Below are 24,268 nucleotides of genomic sequence, written 5' to 3' on the forward strand. Positions count from 1 at the left end.
GTGGTCTGTCAGCGGCGCGGCGCACAGTTCCCCCTGAACACAGGGAGGAACGATGGCACTCGCGATCAGGGCAGAAGGCCTGGTCAAGCACTACGGGGAGACCAAGGCGCTGGACGGCGTGGACCTCGAGGTGCCGGAGGGGAAGGTCGTGGGGGTGCTCGGGCCGAACGGCGCGGGCAAGACCACGGCGGTGCGGGTGCTGGCCACGTTGCTGCGCCCGGACGCGGGGCACGCCACGGTCCACGGCCACGACGTGGTGAAGGACCCGCGGGCGGTCCGGTCGCTGATCGGGCTGACCGGGCAGTACGCGTCGGTGGACGAGGACCTCTCCGGGACGGAGAACCTCGTGCTGCTGGCCCGGCTGCTCGACTTCTCCCGTGCGGGGGCACGGGCGAAGGCCGCCGAGCTGCTGGAACGGTTCGAGCTCACCGACGCCGCGGGACGGGCCGCCAAGACGTACTCGGGCGGTATGCGCCGGCGGCTCGACCTCGCGGCCAGCCTGGTCGGCAACCCGTCCGTGCTGTACCTGGACGAACCGACCACCGGGCTGGACCCGCACGCCCGCAACGAGGTGTGGGCGGTGGTGCGCAAGCTCGTCGCGAACGGCGTGACGGTCCTGCTCACCACGCAGTACCTGGAGGAGGCCGACCAGCTCGCGGACTCGATCACGGTGTTCGACCACGGCCGCGTCGTGGCCGAGGGCAGGCCGGACGAGCTGAAGCGGCGCGTGGGCGGGCAGACGCTGCAGGTGCGGCCGACGTCGTTGCGCGATCTCGACGTGGTGTACCGGATTCTCGGTGACCTGACCGGGGTCCGGCCGACGAGGGACGACGACACGGGACTGCTGACGGCGCCGGTGAACGACCCGGTGCTGTTGTCCACTTTGGTCCGCAAGCTCGACGAAGCCGGCATCACCGCGGACGAACTGGCGCTGCGGCTGCCCTCGCTCGACGAGGTCTTCCTCTCGCTCACCGGCAAGCGGAACGAGGGGAGCCTGGTATGAGCACGATCGCGTTGGACAGGGGAGTGCGCCACGGCTTCGCGCTGGCCTGGCGGGGCATCCTCAAGATCCGCAAGAACCCCGAGCAGCTGGCGGACGTGACGATCGCGCCCATCATCCTGCTGGTGATGTTCACCTATCTCTTCGGTGGCGCGCTCGCCGGGAACACCGACGCCTACCTGCAGATGCTCGTGCCGGGCATCCTGGTGATGAACATCCTGCAGGCGAGCATGACCGCGGGCGTCCAGCTGAACACGGACGTCTCCAAGGGCGTCTTCGACAGGTTCCGGGCGATGCCGATCGCGAGGTCGGCACCGTTGGTGGGCGCGGTGCTGGCGGATGTCGTGCGGTACGTGGTGTGCGTCGTGGTGCTGCTGATCATCGCCACGGTCATGGGCTACCGGGTGCAGACGGGGCCGGCGGAGCTGCTGATCGCGGCGGGGCTCGCGATCGCGTTCGGACTGTGCTTCTGCTGGGCGTCGGTGTTCGTGGGCATGCTGCTCAAGACCCCGCAGGCCGTGCAGGGCATCATGATCGTGCTGATCATGCCGTTGACGTTCGGCAGCAACGTGTTCGTCGGCACCGAGACGATGCCGGGCTGGCTCAGGGCGTGGGCGGACATCAGCCCCGTGAGCCTGCTGTCGGACGCGCTGCGCGGTTTGCTCAACGGCGGTGCGATCGCCGGGCCGCTCGTCGGATCGCTGATCTGGATGGCAGGAGCGGTCGCGGTGTTCTTCCCGCTGGCGATGTGGGCCTACCGCAGGCGCGTGTGATCAGGAGGCGGGCCTGAGGCCCGCCTCTTCGCGCACCCGTTGCAGCGCCTCGGCTTTGGTGATCGTCAGCGGTGCGGGCTCGCCCAGTTCGGCGACGAGGCGCCGCACGTCCGGATCACCCAGGTCGAGCCGCCCGCGGATGAGCTGGGCGAGAGCCATCAACCGCCGCGCGGCGTCGTCGCGGCCCTGCAGGTGCCGCAGGTGGGCAAGAAGTTCCGTCACCGTCGCGAGATCCGGCATGTCGCCGCGTTCGGACGTCGTCTCGACGGCCACCGCGGTGAACGCCTCGGCGTCGCCGAACCTGCCGTCGGCGAGCGCGATGCGCGCGTCGAGCATGGCCACCCACTCCGCGACGAACGACCCGAGCAAGGACGACCTGGTGGCGCGCTGGGCGAACGAGACGCTCAGCGCGCGTGCCTCCTCGATCCTGCCCGCGCGCAGCACGACCTCGGCCTTCGCGTAGCCGAGCATCGTGGACAGTTGGTCGTTGCCGACGTCCCGGACGAACTGCTCCGCCGCGACCACCTCGCGCGCGGCCGCGGCGTGATCACCCATGCGCGCGTACTCCACCGCGAGCCGCCACCGCTGCTGCGCGGCGTCGTCCTGCGACCGCAGTTCCGTCGCCGCCTCCAGCCCGCGCTGGTAGAGGTCGATCGCCGCCTGGTTGTCTCCGGTCTGCGAGACGAACGCGGCCTTCATGCCGAGCGTCATCGCCGAACCCCACCGGTCCCCGATGGCCGTGAACTGGTCGTACGCGCGGTCGCGGGCCTGTTCGGCGCCTTCCAGGTCACCTTCGTCGGCCAGCATGAAGCTGTGCGCCCACTCCGCGCCCGCCCTGGCCCACGGGTCCTCGCTCGCCGCCGCCCGCGCCACCTCGCGCCGCGCCAGTTCGGCGTTCTGGCTGAGGAACGCGAGCATCGGCAGCGCGATCGCGAGCGAGGGGTACTTCTGGACGGCGCCGGAGTCCACGCAGTGCTCGATGACCGCCGCGGCCTCCGCCGCGTCCGTCACCCCGGGCAAGGCGGCCATGATGAGCTGCATGGCCCGGAACGTGGCGAAGCGGTCGGCGGGCAGCAGGTCGCCGAGCGCGAGCACGTCGCGCACCGACATCTCCGCGCGTTCGTTGTCGCCCTTGACGAGCCAGTACCAGAACGTGTCACCGAGCAGGTCCGCCGCCAGCTCGACCTCGTGGTCGTCGATCGCTCCGCGCAACGCCGCCACGACATTGTCCTGCTCCGCCTCGTAGACGTCGATCGCCTCGAGCTGCCGCGCGGTGCGGGTGAGCGGCTCCCAGCGCGCGGTCAGTTCGCGGTAGTAGTGCCGGAACCGTCCGACGACCTCCCGCTTCTCGCCGGACGCGTCGAGCTGTTCGGCCGCGTAGACCCGGATCGTCTCCAGCATCCGGTACCGCGGCTCGCCCTCGATCTCGATGACGTCCACGATGGACTTCTCGACCAGCGACGTGAGCACGTAGAACGGGTCCGGCAGGCAGACGGCCTCGATCGCGGCGAGGTCGGCGCCGGCGGGGAACACCGCGAACCGCCGGGCCAGCAGCAGCTCCTCCTCGGTCAGCAGGTCCCAGCTCCACTCGACGACCGCGCGCAACGTGCGCTGGCGCGGCAGCGCGGTGCGGCTGCCCGAGGTGAGCAACCGGAACCGGTCGTCCAGGCGCTGGGTGATCTGCCGGACCGTCATCGACCGCAGCCGCGCCGCCGCCAGTTCCAGCGCGAGCGGCATGCCGTCGAGCCTGCGGCAGATCATCCGCACGTCGTCCACAGTGGACCCGTCCAGCCGGAACCCTGGCTTCACCGCGCTCGCCCGGTCGAGGAACAGCCGCACCGCGCCGAACGCGGACACGTCCGCCTGGCCGTTGGGCACGGCGAGCGGGCCGATCGGGCACAGCGACTCGCCGTCGATCGCGAGCGGTTCCCTGCTGGTCGCGAGCACGCGGAGGTTCGGTACCCGGCGCAGCAGCTCGGTGGTGAACTCGGCCGCCGCCCCGATCAGGTGCTCGCAGTTGTCCAGCACCAGCAACGACTCCCCGGCGCGGAGCACCTCGGCGATCCGGTCCATGCCCTCGCTGGTCCGCCGCCGCGGATCCCCGGCGAACGTCACCTCGAACGCGCTGAGCACCGCACCGGCGAGGTCCTCGGCCGCCCGGACACCGGCCAGCGCCGCGAACCACACGCGGCCCTTGCCGTGCAACGGATGCCGTGCCGCGACCTCGGTGGCGAGCCGCGTCTTGCCCGCGCCGCCCGGCCCCGCCAGCGTCACCAGCCGGGCCCGGCCGAGCAGTCCGGCGATCTCCACGAGCTCGTCGTCGCGCCCGACGAAGCTGGTGAGCCGCACCGGCAACCGGTCGATCACCGGCCGCGGCCCGAGTTCGCCGCGCAGTGCCGCGAGGTGGACGTCCTGCAGTTCCTGGGAGGGATCGACCCCCAGTTCGTCGGCGAGCCTGCCGCGGACCTCGGCGTAGAGGCGCAGCGCGTCGGACTGCCTGCCCTGCGCGCACAACGCCCTCATCAGCAGCCCGGCCAGGCGTTCGCGCAGCGGGTGCGTCTCGTGCAACGCGGTCAGTGCGGCGACGTCGAGTTCGCCACGGTCCTCCTGCGCGGACAGACGTGCTTCCTCGAGCCGTGCGGCCGTCGGCGCGGCGAACGGCGCCTCCCGCACGTCGGCCAGCGCGTCACCACGCCACAGCGCGAGCGCCTCGTCCAGCCGGCCCGCGGCGCGCAGCCGTTCGAACCGGAAGACGTCGACGTCCTCGGTCGTCACGCCCAGCCGGTAACCGCCCGGTTCCAGCGTGACCGGGCAGACCTTGCGCAGCCTCGACACGAGCGACTGCAGCGCGTTCAGGGCGTCGGCGGGCGGCTGCTCGCCCCAGAGGTCGTCGATCAGCGTCGTCGTCGGCACCGGGCGGCCGGGGTCGAGCGCGAGGCGTGCGACGAGCATGCGGACGCGGGCGCCACCGATGTCGACCGGTGTGCCGTCCTCCGTCTCGACGGTCGTCGGGCCCAGCAATGCCACGCGCACGGGTTCCAGCCTTCCAGATCACCTGGGGACCATGCTCAGGATCACCTCTCGTCCGACTGCGACCGGGCATGCAGGGCGTCGAGCACCACGGTGATCGCGGCGCGCGAGTCGCGGCGCACGGCTGCGGTGATCCTCCTCGTCACCGGAAGCTCTCTCGTGACCACGTCGAACCTGCGGTCGACGGCCAGCGCGGGCAGCACCGCGACCGCCAGACCGGCCTCGACGTGCTTGAGCGTGAGCATGTAGTTGCTGAACCGGCCGACCACGCGTGGCTCGAACCCCGACTGGCGGCACAGGCGCGTCGCCAGCTTCGCCATGTACGAGCCGGGGATGTCGAACGCCCAGGGCTCGTCCTTGCACGCGGCGATGTCCGCCGCGGGGTGGTTCGGCGGCGTGACCAGCACGATCGGGTCCTGGCCGAGCGGCACCACGTCGATGTCGCCCGGTACCGGCAGCTCCACGAAGTCGGTGGTCGTGATGATCACGTCGACCTCCCCGGCGAGCAGCGCGGGCATGCTGGCGTGCGGTTCCAGCTCCACGATCTCGACGTCGAGGTGCGGGTGCCGGAGGGCCTGGATCGCGGGCACGGCGAGCGTGTGGATCGAGCTCTGGAACGCGCCGAGCCGGATGAGGCCCGACGGTTCGTCGTTCAGGCCTCGCAGCTCGGCCTCGACGGCGTCCATCTGGTCGAGGATCGACCGCGCCCTCCTGGCCAGGATCAGCCCGGCCGACGTGAGCCGGACGCGCCGCCCGGTCCGTTCGATCAACTGCGTGCGCGTCTCGCTCTCGAGTACCGCGAGCTGCTGGGACACGCTCGAAGCACTCAGGTTCGCGGCCTGCGCCACGGCCCGCACGGTGCCCAGCGCGTCGAGCTGGCTGAGCAGGCGCAGGCGCCACGGGTTCAGCGTCATGCTGTGCAGTATTTCCGAACAGCGAGCGTGGAATTGTGAGATGGACCTGATGCTCGGCGAGTCCTAGTTTTTCCACATGGACACCTTCTGGGACGACGTCGACCGCCACCTCGTCCGCTACGGCGGCACGTTCACGCGCGAGATCATCGACAGCGCGTCGGGGAGCTTCCTGTTCACCGAGGACGGCCGCCGGATCCTGGACTTCACGTCCGGGCAGATGAGCGCGATCCTCGGCCACTCCCACCCGCGCATCGTCGAGACGGTGCAGCGCCAGATCGCGAACCTCGACCACCTGTTCAGCGGCATGCTCAGCCGGCCAGTCGTGGACCTGGCCCGGCGGCTGGCCGGGACGCTGCCTCCCTCGCTCTCGAAGGTGCAGCAGCTCACCACCGGCGCGGAGTCGAACGAGGCCGCGCTGCGCATGGCCAAGCTCGTCACCGGCAGGCACGAGGTGGTGGCGTTCGCCCGCTCCTGGCACGGCATGACCGCCGCCGCGGCCGCCGCCACCTACAGCGCGGGCCGCAAGGGCTACGGTCCCGCCACTCCCGGCAACTTCGCGATCCCGGCGCCGTCCGGTGACTGGCAGGCACAGCTCGACCTGGCGTTCGGCCTGGTCGACGCGCAGTCGGTCGGCTCGCTGGCGGCCTGCATCGTCGAGCCGATCCTGAGCTCCGGCGGCATCCTCGAACCGCCGCCGGGCTACTTCGCCGCGTTGTCGGCCAAGTGCCGTGAGCGCGGGATGCTGCTGATCATGGACGAGGCGCAGACCGGACTGTGCCGCACGGGCAACTGGTACGCGTTCGAGCGGGACGGCGTGGTGCCCGACATCCTGACGCTGTCCAAGACCCTGGGCGCCGGGCTGCCGCTGGCCGCCGTGATCACGTCCGCCGAGATCGAGGCGGAGGCGCACGCCCGCGACTACCTGTTCTTCACCACGCACGTGTCGGACCCGCTGGTGGCCGCCGTCGGCAACACCGTGCTGGACGTGCTGGCCGAGGAACGGCTGGACGAGCGGGCGGCGAAGCTCGGGGCGTTCCTGCGCAACGGGCTGGACGACATCGCCGCCCGGCACTCGCTGGTGTCGGACGTGCGCGGGCGCGGGCTGCTGGCCGGGCTGGAGATCGCGGACGAGTCGCTGAGCGCGCCGATCACCCAGAAGTGCCTGGACCTGGGGCTGCACATGAACATCGTGCAGATCCCGGGGATGGGCGGGGTGTTCCGGATCGCGCCGCCGCTGACCGCCTCGGAGGAGGAGCTGGCCCTGGGGCTCGGCATCCTGGATGAGGCGATCGGCTCGGTCTGACCACCTGGCCGAGCTGGCCTTGGGGCTCGGCATCCTGGACGAGGCCATCGGCTCGGGCTGACCAACTGGCCGAGCCGGCCTTGGGGCTCGGCAATCTGGATGAGGCGATCTCGGCCTGACCATCTGGCCACCTGCCTCGGCTGGACGGTCGAGGCAGGTGGTCGCGCCAGCTCCTAGGATCGGCCGGATGGGGGAACTCCGCCGCAGGCCGCTCGTCATCGCCACCGTCGTCATGGTCGCCGCCGTGTTCGTCGTCACGGGACGGATCATCGGCTTCGGCCGGGCGCTGCACCTGATCAGCGGGCCCGGCGTCGGCGAGACGTGGTTCGACCACCCGGTGTACACGGTCGCCGAGTCGGCGGTCGTGCTGGTTCTCGTGTTCGCGCACGCGTGGCGCACGCCGGTGCTCGTGGCCGTGCCGTCGATCCTGGCACTCGTGCTCGTCGTCGAACACGCCGCGTTCTACCGTCCGCACATTTCGCTGTCCCGCGCGGACGCCGTCCAGCTGATGCTGATCCTGAGCATCATCATGGTCGCCGGCGGCCTGCTGTTGCGGATGCGGGAACGGTCACGGGCGGCGTTGGCAGCGGCCGCGGAGGAACGGGCCCGGCGCGACGAACGCCTCGACATGGCCCGGGAGCTGCACGACGTGGTGGCCCACCACGTCACGGGCATGCTGGTGCAGGCGCAGGCCGCGCTCGTGGTGGCGGCACAGGACAAGGACAAGGCGTGCGCCATGCTGCCGGGCATAGTCGAGGGCGGCACGGACGCGTTGGGGGCGATGAGCGCGATGGTCAGGACGTTGCGGGACAACGGGGCCGCCGGCGCGACCACCGATCTCACGGCCGACCTGCACCGGCTCGCGGAAAGGTCGGGCCTGCCGGTGCGGGCGAACGTCGAACTGACCGCGGACGTGCGGCCGGAGCTGGGACGATCGGTGCTGCGGCTCGTCCAGGAGGCGCTGACCAACGCCCGCAAGCACGCTTTCGACGCCACGAGCGTGGAGGTGGACGTGCGGCTGACCTCGGACCTGGTACTGCTGTCCGTTGTGGACAACGGAACGGTGAGACCTTCGCATTCGGGCGGGTTCGGGTTGGTGGGTATGCGGGAACGGGTGCACGAGCTGGGCGGGCGGTTCTTCGCGGGCCCGACCGGAGAGGGCTGGCTGGTCACTGCAGAGCTGCCGCTGGAGGTGCGCGCGTGATCTCCGTGCTCATCGCCGAGGACCAGGACATGGTGCGGGCCGGGTTCCGGCTGATCCTGGAGGCGCAACCGGACATCAGCGTGGTCGCCGACGTCGCGGACGGGATCAGCGCGGTCCAGCGGGCTCGCGAGCTCGAGCCGCGGGTGTGCCTGGTGGACGTCCGGATGCCGGGGCTCGACGGCCTGGAGGTCACGCGGCAGCTCGCCCCGCACACCCGTGTCGTGGTCGTGACGACGTTCGACAGCGACGAGGTGCTGAACAAGGCGCTGGACCTGGGCGCGTGCGGGTTCCTCACGAAGGACGCGAGTCCCGGTCTGCTGGCCGAGGCCGTCAGGTCGGCGGCACGCGGCGATGTCCTGGTGTCGCCCCAGGTGGTGCTGCGGGTGCTGCGCCGATCGGTGCCGCCGGTGGCGAGCGCCGATGCCCAGGTGCTGAACCCGCGTGAGCTGGACGTGGTGCGGCACGTCGCGAAAGGCCTGAGCAACAACGAGATCGCGGCCTCCCTGAAGGTCTCGGTGTCGTCGGTGAAGGCCTACCTGGCGTCGGTGCAGGCGAAGGTGGGGGCGCGCAACCGCGTCGAGATCGTCGCGTGGGCGTTCCGCGCGCACGTGGTGGCCGACTGACCATGGCCAGGTGGCCAGTTCGGCTCCGCGGGCTGCCTCAACGGCCATGATCTTCGTGCTCTCCGGCCGATCTGGCGGAACGCCGTCGCACAGCAGTGTTCTGTCCTGTGAGAAACCTCTGGGGCGCAACGGTTGCCGGTCTGCTCGTCTGGGTCTTCGTACGGAGCTTCGGCACCGGTGTGCTGGACCTGCGCGTGTACCTCGCCGGCGGTGAGGCGTGGCTCGCCGGCACCGACCTGTACACCGCCGGCTTCCACGGCCCGAGAGGACTGCCGTTCACCTATCCGCCCTTCGCGGCGATGGTCTTCGGCCTTCTGGCGCCACTTCCCCTGGCTCTGACGGCGGTTCTGTTCACGGCAGCGGGCATCGGTCTCTTCACGGCGGCGGCCCGCAGGTGGGCGGGTTTCGGCCTGGTCGCGCTGTGCCTGCTGCTCGAACCACTGCGGATCACTCTCGACATGGGCCAGGTCAACCTGATCCTGTTCGGCCTGGTCGCCGCCGACTGCCTGCTGCCGCGCACCCCGTGGCCACGCGGCCTGCTCATCGGACTGGCCGCCGCGATCAAGCTGACCCCGGCGATCTTCGTGCTGTTCTTCCTGTCCCGCAAGCGATGGCGGCCCGCGCTGACCGCCGCGGCGGCGTTCGCGGGGTGCGGTCTGCTCGCCTGGGTCCTGGCACCGGGGCAGTCGAAGCAGTTCTGGTTCCACGCGATGCTCGACCCGGAACGCGTCGGCGGCCTCGCCTACAGCGCGAACCAGTCGTTGCGGGGCCTGTTGTTCCGGCTCGGGGCACCCGAGGCCGTGTGGTTCGCCGCCGTCGCGGCGGTGCTTGTGCTGACCGTCGTGCTGTTGCCCCGGCTGCGCGACGACCTCACCGCCGTCGTCGCGGTCGCGGCAGCGGGTCTGCTGATCTCGCCGGTGTCCTGGTCGCACCACTGGGTGTGGATCGCGCCCGCGTTGCTGCTGGTGAACGGCCGCGTGCGGATCGCGGTCGCGGCGGTGTTCGCGGTCGGCCCGCACTGGCTGCTGCCCACGGCGGGCGACCGGGAACTGGCGTGGACGTGGTGGCAGCACGTCGTCGGCAACGCCTATGTCTGGCTGGGTCTCGCGTTCCTCGGCTGGTGCGCTTGGCGAAGTGTCGTGCGGGGCAAGGTTGAACGGGACTCCCGCCTGGAACCCCGTTCCGCCGTCGGCTTCTAGCGCGCGAACTGGAACCGGTTCATCGCCGCGGTCGTCCTAGCGGCACCAGGAGTCCACGGTCTCCACGAAGCCGGGGAACTCCTGGCGCGCGGCCGTCAGCACCTCAGCCGGGGTGCGCGGCTCGATCCCGGAGTACTTCTCCGCGACCGCACGCAGTTCCGCGTTCGGCACACCGCTGTCCGCCCCGAACTGGACGGCCTCCAGCGGCCCCACGCCGCCCGCGAGCAACCAGAGGAACTCGCCCAGGCTCGACGCGACGGGCCCGACCTCACCCTCCGACCCGAAGAACATGACGGGCTGTGCGGTCAGCGGCCCCTCCCGCACCAGCCACAGCACGGCGAGCCCGCCGGTGCCGTCCTGCCCGAACGTCCGGAACGCGTCGCCGTCCAGGTCCTTGTTGCCCGTCCACGACCTGATCCAGTCGGTCGTCTCCGCCGCGGACTCGAACTCCTGGTACGGCTCGTAGTCGATGTTGCTCGGTGACGGTTCGTCGGTCTTCTCGTCGTACTCCCACGGGAAGCCGATGCCGCTGAGCGCGGTCAGCGCGGCGGGGAAGGCGCGGTCGTCAGTGATCTGCACGCGCGCACGCTACTTCAACAACTCGGCTCTCGATCGCGTCTTGGAGCAGGAGAGGAGTCCGACATGCCTATGCCCAGATGGTGGGGCCACATCAACAAGCGCCTGTTCAACCCGCGCGCGGTGAAGAGCGGCAAGTGGGCGGTGCTCACCCACGTCGGCCGCAGCTCGGGAATGCCCTACCGCACCCCGATGGAGGCGCACCCGGTCGAGGGCGGCTACCTGGTCGTCCTGGTCTACGGCTCGCGTTCGGACTGGGTCCGCAACGTCCTGGCGGCCGGGCGGGCGAAGCTCACGATCAACGGCGAGGAGGTCGAGGTGACCGCGCCGCGCGTGGTGAGCGAGGCGGAGGCGTTCGAGGCGCTCGCCGTCGACGTGAAACGGCCACCCAAGGCGCTTCGCATCACCGAGTTCCTCCGGATGGACACAGCCCTGGAGCGGGACGGGTGATCCAGGCGATCGGCGACCTGCCCGCTGCCGATATCGTCCTGATCATCTGATCGGGAGGGTGCCGTGCCGGGGTTCGTCGCGGGCTTGGAACGTCACCAGGTCGCCGTCTACCTCGGCGCGTTGGCGGCGGGAGGGGTGGCCGGCTGGGCGGCCCCCAACGCCGGCCCTGCCCTCGAACACGCCATCAATCCCGTGCTGGCGGTCCTGCTGTACGTGACGTTCCTGCAGGTCCCGGTGGCCGAACTCGGGCGCTCGGTGCGGGCCGGCCGGTTCCTCGGGGCCGCTCTCGTCGTGAACTTCGTGGTGGTGCCGCTGGTGGTGGCCACGCTCTTCACGTTCCTGCCGGACGATCAGGCCGTGCGGCTGGGCGTGCTGTTGGTTCTCCTCACACCGTGCGTCGACTACGTGATCGTGTTCAGCGGACTGGCCGGCGGTGACAGCCGGCGCCTGCTCGCCGCCACGCCGTTGCTGCTGCTCGCGCAGATGGTGCTGCTGCCCGGTTACCTGTGGCTCTTCCTCGGCTCTGACCTCGCCATCGTCGAACCCGGGCCGTTCGTGGAGGCGTTCGTCGTGCTGATCGTGGTCCCGCTGACGCTGGCGTGGCTCACCCAGGCGCGGGCGGGGCGGATCATCGGCGCGATCAGCACCACGATGGTGCCGTTGATGGCCGCGACCCTGTTCACGGTGGTCGCGTCGCAGGTGCCGAAGCTCGGCGACGACCTGCCGCAGGTCGCGCGGGTGGTGCCGTTCTACGTGGTGTTCCTCGTGGTCATGGCCTTCGCCGGGCCGGCCGTCGCCAAGGTGTTCCGCCTGGACGTGGCTTCGGGTCGCGCGATCGTGTTCACGGGGGCCACGCGCAACTCGCTGGTGGTGCTGCCGCTGGCGCTGGCGTTGCCCGGTGACGTCGCCGGGGTTGTGGTGGTGACGCAGACGTTGGTGGAGGTGGTCGGCATGGTCATCTATGTGCGGGTGGTGCCGCGGTTGCTGCCGTGAGCCGGTCAGGAATCGAGAAGCACCGGCCCCGGGGTGGCGCCTAGCGTTTCCGGCATGACCTCATTCGACGCGATCACCCTCGAAGTGGCCGACCTCGCGGCCGCCGAACGCTTCTACGCCAACGCTTTCGGGCTCGGTTCCCGGCTGCGCCTGCGGGCCTCGCAGGAACCGGCCACCGGCTTCCGCGGCTTCACGCTGTCCCTCACGGTGGCGCAGCCCGCGGACGTCGACCTGTTGATCGGCGGCGCGCTCGACGCCGGCGCGACGGTGCTCAAGCCCGCCGGGAAGTCGATGTGGGGCTACGGCGGGGTCGTGCAGGCGCCGGACGGCACCATCTGGAAGGTCGCGACCTCGGCGAAGAAGAACACCGGACCGGCCACCGGGCAGATCGGCGACGTCGTGCTGCTGCTCGGCGCGACGGACATTGCCGCGAGCAGGCAGTGCTACGTGGACCAGGGCTTCACCGTGGAGAAGAGCTTCGGCCGCATGTACGTCCAGTTCGCCGCGGCCGGCACCGTGAAGCTGGGGCTGTACCGGCGGCGTGCGCTCGCCAAGGACGCCGGGGTGGCGCCCGAGGGTTCGGGTTCGCACCGCATCGTGATGATCGGCGCCGGCGACTTCACCGACCCCGACGGGTTCGCGTGGGCGTCAGGGCAGCCGGCCGGCCAGCTCGGCGCGTGAGCGGATGCCGAGCTTCGTGTAGACCTTGCGCAGGTGGTACTCGATGGTCTTCGGGCTCAGGAACAACGCGGCGGCGACCTCGCGGGTGGTCTTGCCCTCCGCGAGCAGGAGTGAGACCTGCAACTCCTGCGGGGTAAGGGTTTCGCCCTGGGCGCGACGGTTGATCGTCTCGCCCGTCGCGCCGAGTTCGACCGCGGCGAGGTCCGCCCACCGGGCCGCACGCAGGTTCTCGAACGTCTTTAGCGCGGCGTGCAGGTGCGGCCGGGCGTCCACCCGCCGCCGGGCGCGGCGCAGGCGGGCACCGTAGGCGAGCCGGGTGCGCGCGGTCTCGAAGTCGTCCAAAGTCCTGTGGTGCAAAGCCAGAGACGCCTCGAAGTGGCTGTCGAAGCCGTCCTGGCTGAGCATGCCCAAGGTCCGTTCGGCGCGTCCCATGGCCCACGGCTCGCCCTTCGCGGCTGCCTCGGACCGGTAGCGCCGGGCCACGACCACGGCCTCGTCGCGCCTGCCCAGCCGCACCAGCGCGTCCGCGAGTTCGGGAGCGGGGGAGAGGTCGGGATCGGTGAGCTGGAGCCCGTCGAGCAACGCCGCCAGTTCCTCGAGGTGGGTGAGCGCGCCGGTCGCGTTGCCCAGCCCCAGTTCCAGCTCTCCCAACGCGAACAACGACCAGACCCGGCCGATGTGGATGTCGCGGGCACGGCAGATCGGCAGCGCTTCCGCGACGAGTGCCCGGCACCGTTCCTCGTCGCCCAGCCGTGCCCGCAACCAGGCGAGACCGGCCAGGCACATCGCGAGGTCGGTCTCCTGGCCGGTCTCGCGCGCCAGCCGGGTGGCCTCGTCGTAGGTCGCTTCGGCGCGGACCCACTGGTTCGTTGTCGCCTCGTCCCGCGCGACATGGAACAGCAAGGCGGGCAACGTTCCCACGGCGGCCTGCTCCCGGACGTCCGCGACGATGCGGCGGAGGTCCGCGCCGGAGTCCGCGTCGCGCAGGAACAACGGCCCGATCATCAGCCACGACAGCCTGCGCCGGTCCTCACGGAGTAGCCCGGACGAGCCGAGCAGGTCGACCGCGGCCCGGATCTGGTCGGCGCCACCGCGGTTGGCGAGGATCCGCGCGACGCCCGCCGCCATCTGACCCAGCCCCCGCGCACGAGCGGACGTCACCTGGTGCAGCAGCTGCTCGATCTCGTGCGCCAGCTCGACCCCGGTCGTGGTGTCGCCGAGGTAGAAGCACGCGCTCACGGCGTCCGCCAGCAGCAGGACGCCCGCGTCGGCGGTCGCGGACCCCGTGGCGGCGATTCGGCAGAGGTCGCGCGCCTCGGTCAGCGAACCGGTACGCGCCGCGATCGCCGCACGCAGTTCGACGGCCCGCAGCCGTGCCTCCTGTTCGTGCAGGTCACCGGCCTCGTCCAGCAACGAGACGGACCGTCTCGTCTCGCCGGCCAGCCATGCCGACTCCGCCGCGGCGACGCACAACGAGGCATGCTGCCGGACGTCCGGGCTCAGCCGCGCAGCTCGTCCGTAGGCGGCCGCGGCGACGTCGTAGGCGCTCCGTTCGTGCGCTCGCCTCGCCGCCTGGACGAGAAGATCGGCGACGCGGGCGTCCGGGCTGACGGCTGCCTCGGCGAGGTGCCAGGCGTGCCGGTCGGCGTCGCCGGGACCGATCGCCTCGGCAACGGCGCGGTGGATCGATCTGCGGCGCCGCGGATCCGCGTCCCCGTAGACGGCCGCACGGATCAGCGGATGCCGGAACTCGACGCGGCCGTCCGCCATCCGCACGAGCCCGGCGCTCTCGGCCTCGGCCAGCGAGTCCACGGCGACCCCGAGCACCCGGCACGCATCGGCCACCACCCGCAGATCGGTCCCGGCCACCGAGGCCACCTCGAGCGCCGCCAGTCCCGCCTCGCCGAGCGACCGCGCCTGGGCGGCGAACTCGTGGGCCAGCGCCGCCGACACCGGCAGCGGCGCCTCGGGCGAGACATGCGCCATCCGGTGCGCCCCAGCGGCCAGTTCGATCAGCGCGAGCGGGTTCCCGGCCGTCGCCCGGTGCAGCCGCGCGATCAGTTCGGGCGACGCGGCCACGCCGGACCGGCTCGACACCAGCTCACCCGCGGCGGCGAGGTCGATACCGGCCAGCGGCAGCGTGGGCAACGGCGGATCCGGCGATCGCGTGGTGGCCAGCAGCACGATCGGATCGGCCGCGAGCCGGCGCGCCGCGAACGCCAGCGCGTCCGCCGACGGCCGGTCGACCAGATGCAGGTCGTCGAGCAGCACCGCGACCGGCCGGTCCTCGGCGAACCGGCAGAGCAGGCTCAGCGTGGCGGCCCCGACCGCGAACCGGTCGACGGCGGGCCCGGACCGCAGCGCGAGCGCGACGGACAACGCCTGTGCCTGGGGCCCCGGGATCTCGTCCAGGCGGTCCAGCGCGGGCCGCAAGACCTGGTGCAGGGCACCGAACGGGATCTCGCGCTCGGGTTCGCTCCCCGCCGCCTGCAGGACGTGCATCCCGGTGGCGCACCCGGCCGCGAACCGCAGCAGCGCGGTCTTGCCGACCCCGGGCTCGCCGGTGACGGCGAGCGCGCCACCGTGCCCGAGCCGGGCGCTCGCCACGAGCCGCTCGACCTGTCGACGCTCGGACTCGCGTCCTATCAGCACACGGGGCAGTGTAGGCAGACCGAGGTAACTAGGTGGGGCACCTGATGCGACTGTCCCGTTGGCGCTCATAGGTTCCGACCCTCACTCAGGAGGGAAGAGCACATGACCACGACAAGACCGGAAATGGACACGGACAAGCTCATGCAGTTCGTGTTCCGGGCCGTCGACGAGGTCGGCGCCACGCTCAACGCCGCACTCGTCGTCATGGGCGACAAGCTCGGCTACTACCGAGTCATGGCGTCCGGCGACCCCATCAGCCCCGCCGAACTCGCCGACCGCAGCGGCACCGCCGAGCCCTACGCGCGGGAGTGGCTCAACGCCCAGGCCGCCGGCGGTTACGTGACCTACGACGCCGTGACCAGCCGGTACACGCTGCCGATCGAGCACGCGGTGGCGCTCACGGTCGAGAACAGCCCCGCGTTCCTGCCCGGCATGTTCCAGATCGCGCTGGGCACCGTGCACAACGCCGGGCGGGTGCTGGACGCCGCGCGCAGCGGGTCCGGGGTGGGCTGGCACGAGCACAACACCGACGTGCACGTCGGCTGCGAGCGGTTCTTCCGGCCGAACTACGAGGCGAACCTGATCGAGGGCTGGCTGCCCGCACTCGACGGCGTGACGGCGAAACTGCGGACCGGCGCGCGGGTCGCCGACGTCGGTTGCGGCCACGGCGCATCAACGATCCTGATGGCACAGGCGTTCCCGAACTCGTCCTTCACCGGTTCGGACTACCACCCCGAGTCGATCCGGGTCGCGCGCGAACGGGCCGCGGCCGCGGGTGTCGGCGACCGCGTGACGTTCGAAGTCGCGTCCGCCAAGGACTTCGGCGGCACGGGCTACGACCTCGTGACCATGTTCGACTGCCTGCACGACATGGGCGACCCGGTCGGCGCGGCCCGGCACGTCAGGGACGCGGTGGCGCCCGACGGCACGTGGATGATCGTCGAGCCGATGGCCGGAGACCGCGTCGAGGACAACCTCAACCCAGTCGGCCGCACCTATTACGGCTTCTCCACGCTGCTGTGCACGCCGGCCTCGCTGTCGCAGGACGTCGGACTCGCGCTCGGCACCCAGGCCGGGCCCGCGCGGATCCGTGACGTGGCGGTCGCCGGCGGGTTCACCCGGTTCGCCGGGGTGGCCCAGACCCCGTTCAACCAGGTCCTCGAAGTCCGGCCGTGAACGCCGAGCCGCGCCCGGTGCGCGAGGCCGACCGGAGGGGGCACGCCGAGCGCGCCGGCGTGCGGCTCGCGTTCCAGGTCTACGACAATCCCGGCAAGCCAACAGTGTTGCTGATGCCTACCTGGTCGATCGTGCCGTCGAGGTTCTGGAAGACGCAGGTCCCTTACCTGGCACGGCACTTCCGGGTGGTCACCTTCGACGGCCGGGGCAGCGGCGACTCCGGTCGTCCGGCCGGCAGCGAGTCCTATGCGGACTCGGAGTGCGCGGCGGACGCGATCGCGGTCATGGACGCGACCGACACGGAACAGGCCGTGCTGGTGGCGTTGTCACGCGGCGACGCCTGGTCTGTGCTCGCGGCCGCGCACCATCCGGAACGGGTCACCGGCATCGTCGCGATCGGCCCGGCCAGCGGGTCGCTCATCGGCATCCAGGAGCAGGAGAGGAAAGCCTGGGAATCGGCCGAGGGCAAGTACAACCGGCAGTACTGGCTCAACGGCGGCTACGACGACTTCGTCGACTGGTTCTTCGCGAGGATGTTCGCCGAACCCCATTCCACCAAGCAGATCGAGGACGCCGTGCGGTGGGCGCACGAGATCGAGCCCGCCACACTCGTGGACACGACCGCCGGTCGCCTCAGTTCCGCGTCGATCGAGGACGACTGCCGCAAGGTGCGCTGTCCGGTACTGGTGATCCACGGGACCGACGACCGAGTCCGCCCGCACGCCATCGGCGAACGCCTCGCCGAGCTCACCGGTGGTTCGCTGGTGCTGGTCGACGGCGCGGGCCACGGTGTACATGCCCGCGATCCGGTGCGGATCAACCTGCTGATCAAGGAGTTCGTCGACCGGGTGCACCCCGTGGCCCGGCGCACGAGGACGTCCAGGACCAGGCCGCCACGGGCGCTCTACCTGAGCTCGCCGATCGGCCTCGGCCATGCCCGGCGTGATCTCGCCATCGCGTCCGAACTGCGCAAGATCCATCCGCGCCTGCAGATCGACTGGCTCGCGCAGCACCCGGTCACCGAATTGCTCGGACCCGCGGGGGAGCGGGTCCACCCGGCCTCGGAGTGGCTGGCGAACGAGTCGTCCCACGTGGAGGACGACGCGGGCGAGCACGACCTGCACGTGTTCGAGACGTTCCGCCGCCTGGACTCGGTGCTGGTGAACAACTTCATGGTGTTCAACGACGTGCTCGACGCCGAGCGGTACGACCTGGTGATCGGCGACGAGGCCTGGGACGTCGACTACTTCCTGCACGAGAACCCCGAGCTGAAGCGGTTCTCGTTCGCCTGGCTGACGGACTTCGTCGGCTGGCTCCCGATGCCCGATGGCGGTGCCCGCGAACAATGCCTGACCGCCGACTACAACCTCGACATGATCGAGCAGCGCGCCCGGCTACGGCGCGTGCGCGACAGGTCGGTGTTCGTCGGCAACCCGGACGACGTGGTCTCGCTGCCGTTCGGCGAGGGCCTGCCCGCGATTCGCGAGTGGACGGAGCAGAACTTCGACTTCTCCGGCTACGTCACGGGATTCGACCCGCCGGACGAACGCGAGCGCGCGGCGTTGCGCAGGAGGCTCGGCCTGCGCCAGGACGAGAAACTGTGCGTGGTCACGGTCGGCGGTTCCGGCGTGGGGGAGTCGTTGCTGCGGCGCGTGCTCGACGCCGTGCCGGCCGCGACCGAACGGGTGCCGGGGCTGAGGTTCCTCGTCGTCACCGGCCCCCGCATCGACCCTGACTCGCTGCCGAGCCGCGGTGGCGTCGAGATCCGCGGGTACCTGCCGGACCTGCCCCGGCACCTCGCCGCCTGCGATCTGGCAGTGGTGCAGGGCGGCCTGACCACGTGCATGGAGTTGACGGCCGCCCGGCGCCCGTTCATCTTCGTGCCGTTGCGCCACCACTTCGAGCAGAACTTCCACGTCCGGCACCGGCTCGAACGCTACGGCGCGGGCCGGTGCATGACCTACGACGAGGTCGCCGATCGTGACGTCCTGGCCGCCGCCATGGCCGAGGAGATCGGCAGGGAGGTCGGCTACCGCGAGGTCGAGGCGGACGGTGCCGCCCGGGCCGCCGCCCTGCTCGCGGAGTTGCTGTGAGGAGTCAGCGGCGCCGCGCGAGGTAGACGGTGTTCGTCGAATCCCTTTCCTGCAGTGGATTCGGGAAGGTGACGACCTCGGCCCGCACGTCGGTGAAGACCGTGGCGAGAGTGGCGGTGTACTCGTCCTCGGGCGGGTCGTTGGACCACAACGCGAACACCCCGCCGGGCGTGAGCAGCGCGGCGAGACGCTGAGCGCCTTCGGCGGTGTAGAAGTCGGCATTGGACGGGTGCAGCAGGTGGCGTGGCGAGTGGTCGATGTCGACGACGATGGCGTCGAACAGCCTGCCGGGCTCCGCCGCGTCGAAGCCCTCTCCGGAGCGGGTCAGGGCGAAGAAGTCGCCATGGACCAGCCGGCACCGCTCGTCGGCCGCCAGCGTCCTCCCGGCGGGGATGAGGCCCTGCTGATGCCACTCGATCACCTCGCCGAGGGCGTCGACGACCAGTAGCGAGCCGACGTTCGAGTGTTCCAGCACCGTCTGGGCCGTGTAGCCGAGACCGAGGCCGCCCACGACCACGTTCAGCGAGTCCCCGGACAGTTCCGCGAGTGCGAGGTGGGCCAGTTCGACCTCGGCGACGGTGAACAGGCTCGACATCAGGAACTCTTCGTTGAGCTTGATCTCGTGGATCTCCCTGCCGGTGCCGGGTTCGAGCCGGCGCCGCAGGCTCAACTCACCCAGCGGGGTCTGGCGGTAGTCGAGTTCCTGGAAGCGCGCACTCATGCGGCGGCACGCTACCCCGTGTGCACGAACAGGTGACCGCCGCGCTCGCCGACCTGGCGCCGTTGCTCGATCAGGCGCGGGTGCGCTCGTAGTGCCGGGCGACCCGGGCCCGGTTGCCGCACACGTTGGCGGCGCACCAGACCCGGCGCTTGTTCTCCGCCAGGAACAACATCGAACACGCCGGGTTGGCGCACGCGCGCACCATGTCCAGCCGTGTCCGGTCGGCCAGCAGCCGGATGGCCTCGCCCGCGATCGCGGCCAGCGCGGGGTGGCCGTTGTAGTCGTCGTGCCACCGGACCCCTGCCCGCGCTTCGGCCCCCCAGCCGTCGAGACGCGGGCTCGTGGGCACCGCGGCGGCGACGGCGTTGAGGTCCGCGATCAGTGCCGGATCAGGCGTGCGCTGGGTCAGGTGGGCGTCGAACAACTCCCGCAGCACGGCTCGGAGCCGGCGGGTCGCGCTCATCGCCGGCGGCGTCGTGCCGGGCAGCCGATCCGCCTGCAGCGCCCACCACGTCGCGTGCCCGGCCTCGTCCGCGAGCAGATCCCGGACCGGGTCCACGCACAGCGCGTGCGTGTCCACCAGGTCGAGCGCCACGAGCGGCTCGGCGCCCATGGGGAAGCCTGCCGCCTGGAACTCGGGCAAGGTCGCGGCCACACCGTCTCCTAACGGTTGAAGCAACAACCGAGACGTTAGCAGATTCTCGTCCGGAACGCTTGCGAGGCGTGATCTAACGCGTATACGGTCATTCTACCCATTAGAACGAACCGAGGAGAACGACATGCCCGCGATTCGCCACCGCCACGTCGAGGTCGACGGCCTGAAGGTGTTCGTGCGTGAGGCCGGTGACGCGAGCAGGCCCGTCATCGTGCTGCTGCCCGGCTTTCCGTCGAGCACCCGCGCCTACGTGCGGCTGATCGACCGCCTCGCCTCCGACTGGCACGTCGTCGCGATCGACTACCCCGGCTTCGGCTCGTCCGACCCGCTGCCCGGCGTCCCGACGTTCGACCGGCTGGCCGAGGTCACGGGCCAGGTCATCGACCTGCTCGGCATCGGCGACTACGCCGTCTACATGTTCGACTTCGGTGCGCCCGTGGGCTTCCGGATCGCGCTCGAGCACGACCGGCGGGTCAAGGCCGTGATCACGCAGAACGGCAACGCCTACGTCGAAGGCTTCGGCCCCGATGCCGAGCCGTTGAACGCGTGGTGGAGCGAGAAGGCCAAGTACCAGGACGCCGTCGACTGGGTCGTCAGCCTGGAAGGCACGCGGCACCAGTGGCTGGTGGGCGCGAAGGACCCCGAGAACATCGACCCCGAGCAGGCGCTGGCCGACCAGGCCGTCATCGACCTGCCCGGCCGCGCCGACTACATGTTGTCCCTGTTGTGGGACTACCAGACCAACCCCGGCCGTTACCCGTCCTGGCAGGCCTGGTTGCGCGAACGGCAGCCGCACCTCCTCGCCGTCTGGGGCCGCAACGACACGTTCTTCGTCGCGGCCGGCGCCGAGGCCTTCCGCCGGGACGTGCCCTCCGCCGAGGTCGTGCTGCTCGACACCGGTCATTTCGCCTTGGAGGAGGCCGTCGACGAGATCGCCGATCACGTGCACAAGGCGCTGGCGAAGACGTTCGCCTGACCCGTTACATCAGGATGAAGTAGGGCGAGTACGCCGCGCCGGTGCGATCCTTCCAGTCCTTGCCCTGGACGATCTGACCGTTCTGCGGCTCGATGACCTGAACGGTGCCGCTGGTGTCGATGAAGACGTTGACGGCGTGCGCGCTGGTCGCCGTCGTCCCGAAGATGATGCCGACCGCGTAGCCGTACTCCGGACCGACCGCGTAGGCGTCCTTCGAGGACTGTGCTTTGTAGACGTAGCTGAAGTCGTCGCAGTCGAAGTAGTTGGCCTTCCAGTTGTACTGCGCGAGTCCGGAGTTCTGGTAGGTCGACATCACCTGCGAGGTCGTGACGGCCTGGTAGTGCGAGTCTCCGGTGTTGAGCTTCAGGTCGTAGCTCGCATCGGGCCACGCGGCGCTGAACAGGCTGTCCAGCTTCGTCCTCTGCACGTAGAACTTGTGGAAGGTCAGCGCGGCGGCGGAGTGTGTGCTCGAGACGTACGCCCAGTTCCACGAGCCGGAGTCCGAGCACAGGCTCATGGTCGTTCCGCCGTTGTTCCACGACAGGGTGTAGGTCTGGAAGCCGTCCGCGTTGAGCTGGGCGGCCTTCGCGGACAGGGACATCACCGGATAGCTGCTGCCGTAGTCGGACGGCGCCCAGAAGGCGTACTCCCACGAGGTCGCGGTGCCGTTCGAATGCAACGGCCAGTTGCGCGCCTGCATGGTGATCGAGGAGGGTTTGTCGACCGGGTTCCCGGAGAACCGCAGCGGGAACACGTCGGTCCAATAGCTGTTGTACGCGCCGAAATACGCCCATTCCCAGGCGCCGCTGCCCGCGTCCTGGACGTTCAGCACCCGCCCGTAGGCGTCCTGGATCACGTAGGGCGTGTTCGCGTCGATCTGGTCCGCGGGGATCGGCTCGCTCAGGGTGATGATCGGGCCCTCGCCTCTGACGGGGCCGGACGAGTCCTGGCCTCTTCTCGGGGCGTGGAGGTGGCCGGCGAGCAGATCGCCCGGGTCGGCGTGCGGCTCGCGCTGGGTCGGGACGAGGAGTTCGGTGGTCTCGGTCGGGGTGATGCGCAGAATCGTCATGGCGGCCTCGAAAAGGAAGGGGTTTGGACCCGTTCAACGTTCCGCCGACCGCCGTGGCGCGACAAGATATCTATTGGTGGGACAACGAGGACTCGCGTGAGGTCGCGGTCCGGCAAGCCACCCGGACGTGTGTCGGCACCGGGTGAAATCCGCCTCGTGCCCACTTGACCCGGTCAAGCAGTGCTATCGCAGCGCGGCCTCGATCGCCTCGGTGATCGCGGCGTCCTCGGGCTCGGTGCGCGGCCGGAACCGCGCGATGACCTGACCATCCCGTGAGACGAGGAACTTCTCGAAGTTCCACTGCACGTCACCGGCGGTCCCGTCGGCGTCCGCGTGCTTCGTCAGCTCCTGGTAGAGCGGGTGCCGGTCAGGCCCGTTGACCTCGATCTTCTCGAACAGGGGGAACGACACGCCGTAGGTGGCCGAGCAGAACGTGGCGATCTCCTCGGACGTGCCCGGCTCCTGGCCCATGAACTGGTTGCACGGGAAGCCGACCACGGAGAAACCCTCGGTCCCGTACTTCTCCTGCAACCGCTCCAGACCCGCGTACTGCGGGGTGAGGCCACACCGCGAGGCGACGTTGACCACCAGCGCCACCTTGCCCCGCACCGCGCTCAGGTCGCCGGGCTCGCCCGCGAGCGTGTGGACAGGGATGTCGTAGATCTCCATGCCACCAACGTAGTTCATGCCTCCCGCCCACCGGGAGCGGCCAGTCCTCGACGGTTCGTTGCACAACGAGCACATTCCGCTGGCCGTCCGGCGACATCGCTCGTGAACGCTCGAAGTCGTGACCGGTAAAGGAATTTGGACGGTGCTCCTGCTCGCGATGGTGACGGCCTGCACACCCGCCGGACCGCAGGCGGCGAGCGTCCAGGTGCAGATGACCGACGACGGCAGCATCCCGGAGAACGAGAGCATCTCGCTGGACGACGACCAGCACGCCGCGATCGCCCGCCTCGATCCCGCGCTGCTCACCGCCATGCGGAAGGCGGCGGCGGACGCGAAGCTCGCCGGGGTCGAGTTGCGGGTGACGTCGGGCTGGCGCAGCCCGGAGTACCAGCAGCGGCTGCTGGACGAGGCCGTCGAGCTGTACCGCAGCGAGGAGGAGGCGCGGCGGTGGGTGCACCCGCCGGACAAGTCCGCGCACGTCACGGGCAAGGCGATCGACATCGGGCCGACGAACGCCGACGACTGGCTCATCCAGCACGGCGCGGACTACGGGTTGTGCCAGGCCTACGCCAACGAGATGTGGCACTTCGAGCTGCTGACGACCCCTGGTGGCCAGTGTCCGCAGCCGCAGAGCAACGCCGGCTAACGGCCGTGGATCACGGCCAACGCATGCTCACGGGCCGGTGCGCTCAAAGTGGTGTTGAGCTGCTCGAACAAGGCCTCGGCCGTGACGCCGTTCCAGCCGGGAGGCAGCAGCGAGAGAGGAAGGCCGGGGTCGCTGTACGGCAGGCGGCGCCACGCGGTGAGCATCGGCACGTACGTCTGGAACGCCTGCTCGGGTGAGGTGATGCCGGCATCCAGGACGGGGCGGTGGCGGCGCAGGAAGTCGGCGTACAGGTCGGCCAGTTCGTCCAGGTCCCACCAGGCACGGACCTTGGAGCGCAGGTCGCCGAACGCGAAGTGGTCGCCGGTGAAGATGTCCACGTACTCGGACAACCCGCGGCGCTCCAGCGTGCGGCGGGTCTCGGTGGCCAGGTTGCCCGGTGCCACCCACACGCCGGGGGCCGTGGTGCCGAAGCCGAGCTGGGTCAGGCTGGTGCGCAGGGCGTGGCGCTTCTCGCGTTCGGACTCGGGCACGGAGAACACGACCACGAGCCAGCCGTCCTCGGTGGTGGCCCGGCGGCGTTCGAAGATGCGGGTGTCGCCCTCGGCGAGGGTCTCCAGCGTGGACTCCGAGAGGGCGTAGCCGGCGCCGTCGCGGCGTTCTGCCCGGACGACGCCCCGGCGCTTCAGGCGGGAGATCGAGGACCGGGCGGCCTGGCCGTCCACGCCGAGGTCGGCCATGAGCTGGACGACGGAGGCCACGGAGAGCCAGTTGTGCTCGCCGCGCGCGTAGAGGCCGAAGATCGTGATGATGAGCGGGCCGAGCCGGTCGCGTCCGGCGGGAGCCGCGGCTTCGACGGTCATGTCCGCGACGTTCAGTGCCCTCTCCTCACCTTGATCAGCCGAGC

At 70.6% G+C, this 24,268-nt stretch carries 22 protein-coding genes; 13 read left to right on the top strand and 9 right to left on the bottom strand.

The features are described 5' to 3' along the window. Positions 1–52 precede the first annotated feature (52 nt). On the top strand, positions 53–1,003 hold the full coding sequence (locus tag BLR21_RS02860; RefSeq protein ID WP_090004036.1) for an ATP-binding cassette domain-containing protein: 951 nt from the start codon (positions 53–55) through the stop codon (positions 1,001–1,003). Next, on the top strand, positions 1,000–1,773 hold the full coding sequence (locus tag BLR21_RS02865; protein WP_090004037.1) for an ABC transporter permease: 774 nt from the start codon (positions 1,000–1,002) through the stop codon (positions 1,771–1,773). The genes BLR21_RS02860 and BLR21_RS02865 overlap by 4 nt, the downstream gene beginning before the upstream one ends. Here the strand turns inward: BLR21_RS02865 and BLR21_RS02870 are convergent, their stop codons facing one another. Then, a complete protein-coding gene (locus tag BLR21_RS02870) occupies positions 1,774–4,806 on the bottom strand; it encodes an AfsR/SARP family transcriptional regulator (protein ID WP_090004038.1) in 3,033 nt (1,010 codons plus the stop codon). 41 nt (positions 4,807–4,847) lie between these two features. Further along, positions 4,848–5,717, bottom strand: coding sequence for a LysR substrate-binding domain-containing protein (locus BLR21_RS02875; RefSeq protein ID WP_090004039.1), 870 nt, complete (start codon positions 5,715–5,717; stop codon positions 4,848–4,850). A 76-nt stretch (positions 5,718–5,793) separates the two neighbouring features. Between BLR21_RS02875 and BLR21_RS02880 the strand changes: the two genes are divergently transcribed. The 4 genes from BLR21_RS02880 to BLR21_RS02895 all read left to right on the top strand — a co-directional run bounded on the left by BLR21_RS02880 (position 5,794) and on the right by BLR21_RS02895 (position 10,046). After that, positions 5,794–7,020, top strand: coding sequence for an aspartate aminotransferase family protein (locus BLR21_RS02880; RefSeq protein WP_090004040.1), 1,227 nt, complete (start codon positions 5,794–5,796; stop codon positions 7,018–7,020). A 187-nt stretch (positions 7,021–7,207) separates the two neighbouring features. Next, entirely contained in the window at positions 7,208–8,224 is a 1,017-nt protein-coding gene (locus tag BLR21_RS02885) for a sensor histidine kinase (protein ID WP_090004041.1), read from the top strand. After that, the gene (locus BLR21_RS02890; protein WP_030475425.1) at positions 8,221–8,847 is read left to right on the top strand and encodes a response regulator; all 627 of its coding nucleotides are present in this window, start codon (positions 8,221–8,223) and stop codon (positions 8,845–8,847) included. The genes BLR21_RS02885 and BLR21_RS02890 overlap by 4 nt, the downstream gene beginning before the upstream one ends. Before the next feature lie 107 nt (positions 8,848–8,954). After that, positions 8,955–10,046: a glycosyltransferase 87 family protein gene (locus BLR21_RS02895; RefSeq protein ID WP_090004042.1), complete on the top strand. Its 1,092-nt coding sequence runs from the start codon at positions 8,955–8,957 to the stop codon at positions 10,044–10,046. A 36-nt stretch (positions 10,047–10,082) separates the two neighbouring features. Here BLR21_RS02895 and BLR21_RS02900 read toward each other — a convergent pair whose 3' ends face one another. Then, positions 10,083–10,625, bottom strand: coding sequence for an SMI1/KNR4 family protein (locus BLR21_RS02900; protein ID WP_090004043.1), 543 nt, complete (start codon positions 10,623–10,625; stop codon positions 10,083–10,085). Between the two features lie 63 nt (positions 10,626–10,688). Between BLR21_RS02900 and BLR21_RS02905 the strand changes: the two genes are divergently transcribed. From BLR21_RS02905 to BLR21_RS02915, 3 genes are all read left to right on the top strand, one after another. Next, positions 10,689–11,072, top strand: coding sequence for a nitroreductase family deazaflavin-dependent oxidoreductase (locus tag BLR21_RS02905; protein ID WP_090004044.1), 384 nt, complete (start codon positions 10,689–10,691; stop codon positions 11,070–11,072). Positions 11,073–11,135: 63 nt separating this feature from the next. Next, a complete protein-coding gene (locus tag BLR21_RS02910; protein WP_090004045.1) occupies positions 11,136–12,065 on the top strand; it encodes an arsenic resistance protein in 930 nt (309 codons plus the stop codon). A 54-nt stretch (positions 12,066–12,119) separates the two neighbouring features. Beyond that, positions 12,120–12,746: a VOC family protein gene (locus BLR21_RS02915; protein ID WP_090004046.1), complete on the top strand. Its 627-nt coding sequence runs from the start codon at positions 12,120–12,122 to the stop codon at positions 12,744–12,746. Here the strand turns inward: BLR21_RS02915 and BLR21_RS02920 are convergent. Next, a complete protein-coding gene (locus BLR21_RS02920; RefSeq protein ID WP_090004047.1) occupies positions 12,714–15,398 on the bottom strand; it encodes an ATP-binding protein in 2,685 nt (894 codons plus the stop codon). The two genes, BLR21_RS02915 and BLR21_RS02920, sit on opposite strands and share 33 nt — an antisense overlap. A 102-nt stretch (positions 15,399–15,500) precedes the next feature. On the opposite strand from BLR21_RS02920, the gene BLR21_RS02925 reads away from it, so the two are divergent. Beyond that, the gene (locus BLR21_RS02925) at positions 15,501–16,574 is read left to right on the top strand and encodes a class I SAM-dependent methyltransferase (RefSeq protein WP_090004048.1); all 1,074 of its coding nucleotides are present in this window, start codon (positions 15,501–15,503) and stop codon (positions 16,572–16,574) included. Next, positions 16,571–18,667: an alpha/beta hydrolase gene (locus BLR21_RS02930; protein WP_256334408.1), complete on the top strand. Its 2,097-nt coding sequence runs from the start codon at positions 16,571–16,573 to the stop codon at positions 18,665–18,667. The genes BLR21_RS02925 and BLR21_RS02930 overlap by 4 nt, the downstream gene beginning before the upstream one ends. A 4-nt stretch (positions 18,668–18,671) precedes the next feature. Here the strand turns inward: BLR21_RS02930 and BLR21_RS02935 are convergent, their stop codons facing one another. Then, positions 18,672–19,388, bottom strand: coding sequence for a spermidine synthase (locus tag BLR21_RS02935; RefSeq protein ID WP_090004049.1), 717 nt, complete (start codon positions 19,386–19,388; stop codon positions 18,672–18,674). Positions 19,389–19,458: 70 nt separating this feature from the next. Next, entirely contained in the window at positions 19,459–20,043 is a 585-nt protein-coding gene (locus BLR21_RS02940; protein WP_256334409.1) for a CGNR zinc finger domain-containing protein, read from the bottom strand. A gap of 124 nt (positions 20,044–20,167) precedes the next feature. Here BLR21_RS02940 and BLR21_RS02945 point away from each other — a divergent pair, with 124 nt between their 5' ends. After that, positions 20,168–21,019: an alpha/beta fold hydrolase gene (locus tag BLR21_RS02945; RefSeq protein ID WP_090004050.1), complete on the top strand. Its 852-nt coding sequence runs from the start codon at positions 20,168–20,170 to the stop codon at positions 21,017–21,019. A gap of 4 nt (positions 21,020–21,023) precedes the next feature. On the opposite strand, the gene BLR21_RS02950 is transcribed toward BLR21_RS02945, so the two are convergent. Further along, positions 21,024–22,088: a lectin MOA-related protein gene (locus BLR21_RS02950; RefSeq protein ID WP_090004051.1), complete on the bottom strand. Its 1,065-nt coding sequence runs from the start codon at positions 22,086–22,088 to the stop codon at positions 21,024–21,026. 183 nt (positions 22,089–22,271) lie between these two features. Further along, positions 22,272–22,757 carry a glutathione peroxidase gene (locus BLR21_RS02955; protein WP_090004473.1) on the bottom strand — a complete coding sequence of 162 codons (486 nt, stop codon included), beginning with the start codon at positions 22,755–22,757 and terminating at the stop codon, positions 22,272–22,274. Between the two features lie 118 nt (positions 22,758–22,875). On the opposite strand from BLR21_RS02955, the gene BLR21_RS02960 reads away from it, so the two are divergent. Further along, positions 22,876–23,403, top strand: coding sequence for a M15 family metallopeptidase (locus BLR21_RS02960; RefSeq protein ID WP_256334410.1), 528 nt, complete (start codon positions 22,876–22,878; stop codon positions 23,401–23,403). Here BLR21_RS02960 and BLR21_RS02965 read toward each other — a convergent pair. Beyond that, a complete protein-coding gene (locus BLR21_RS02965) occupies positions 23,400–24,224 on the bottom strand; it encodes a PaaX family transcriptional regulator (protein ID WP_090004052.1) in 825 nt (274 codons plus the stop codon). The two genes, BLR21_RS02960 and BLR21_RS02965, sit on opposite strands and share 4 nt — an antisense overlap. Positions 24,225–24,268: the final 44 nt, after the last annotated feature.

Origin of the sequence: Lentzea albidocapillata subsp. violacea (assembly GCF_900100275.1) — a bacterium.
Taxonomy (GTDB): domain Bacteria; phylum Actinomycetota; class Actinomycetes; order Mycobacteriales; family Pseudonocardiaceae; genus Lentzea; species Lentzea violacea.

Bases quoted from the DNA above. Each gene is read 5' to 3' on its own strand.
- BLR21_RS02965 (WP_090004052.1), bottom strand. From the start codon at position 24,224: ATGACCGTCGAAGCCGCGGCTCCCGCCGGACGCGACCGGCTCGGCCCG.
- BLR21_RS02865 (WP_090004037.1), top strand. From the start codon at position 1,000: ATGAGCACGATCGCGTTGGACAGGGGAGTGCGCCACGGCTTCGCGCTG.
- BLR21_RS02935 (WP_090004049.1), bottom strand. From the start codon at position 19,388: ATGAGTGCGCGCTTCCAGGAACTCGACTACCGCCAGACCCCGCTGGGT.
- BLR21_RS02955 (WP_090004473.1), bottom strand. From the start codon at position 22,757: ATGGAGATCTACGACATCCCTGTCCACACGCTCGCGGGCGAGCCCGGC.
- BLR21_RS02945 (WP_090004050.1), top strand. From the start codon at position 20,168: ATGCCCGCGATTCGCCACCGCCACGTCGAGGTCGACGGCCTGAAGGTG.
- BLR21_RS02875 (WP_090004039.1), bottom strand. From the start codon at position 5,717: ATGACGCTGAACCCGTGGCGCCTGCGCCTGCTCAGCCAGCTCGACGCG.
- BLR21_RS02950 (WP_090004051.1), bottom strand. From the start codon at position 22,088: ATGACGATTCTGCGCATCACCCCGACCGAGACCACCGAACTCCTCGTC.
- BLR21_RS02880 (WP_090004040.1), top strand. From the start codon at position 5,794: ATGGACACCTTCTGGGACGACGTCGACCGCCACCTCGTCCGCTACGGC.
- BLR21_RS02905 (WP_090004044.1), top strand. From the start codon at position 10,689: ATGCCTATGCCCAGATGGTGGGGCCACATCAACAAGCGCCTGTTCAAC.
- BLR21_RS02860 (WP_090004036.1), top strand. From the start codon at position 53: ATGGCACTCGCGATCAGGGCAGAAGGCCTGGTCAAGCACTACGGGGAG.
- BLR21_RS02885 (WP_090004041.1), top strand. From the start codon at position 7,208: ATGGGGGAACTCCGCCGCAGGCCGCTCGTCATCGCCACCGTCGTCATG.
- BLR21_RS02925 (WP_090004048.1), top strand. From the start codon at position 15,501: ATGACCACGACAAGACCGGAAATGGACACGGACAAGCTCATGCAGTTC.
- BLR21_RS02915 (WP_090004046.1), top strand. From the start codon at position 12,120: ATGACCTCATTCGACGCGATCACCCTCGAAGTGGCCGACCTCGCGGCC.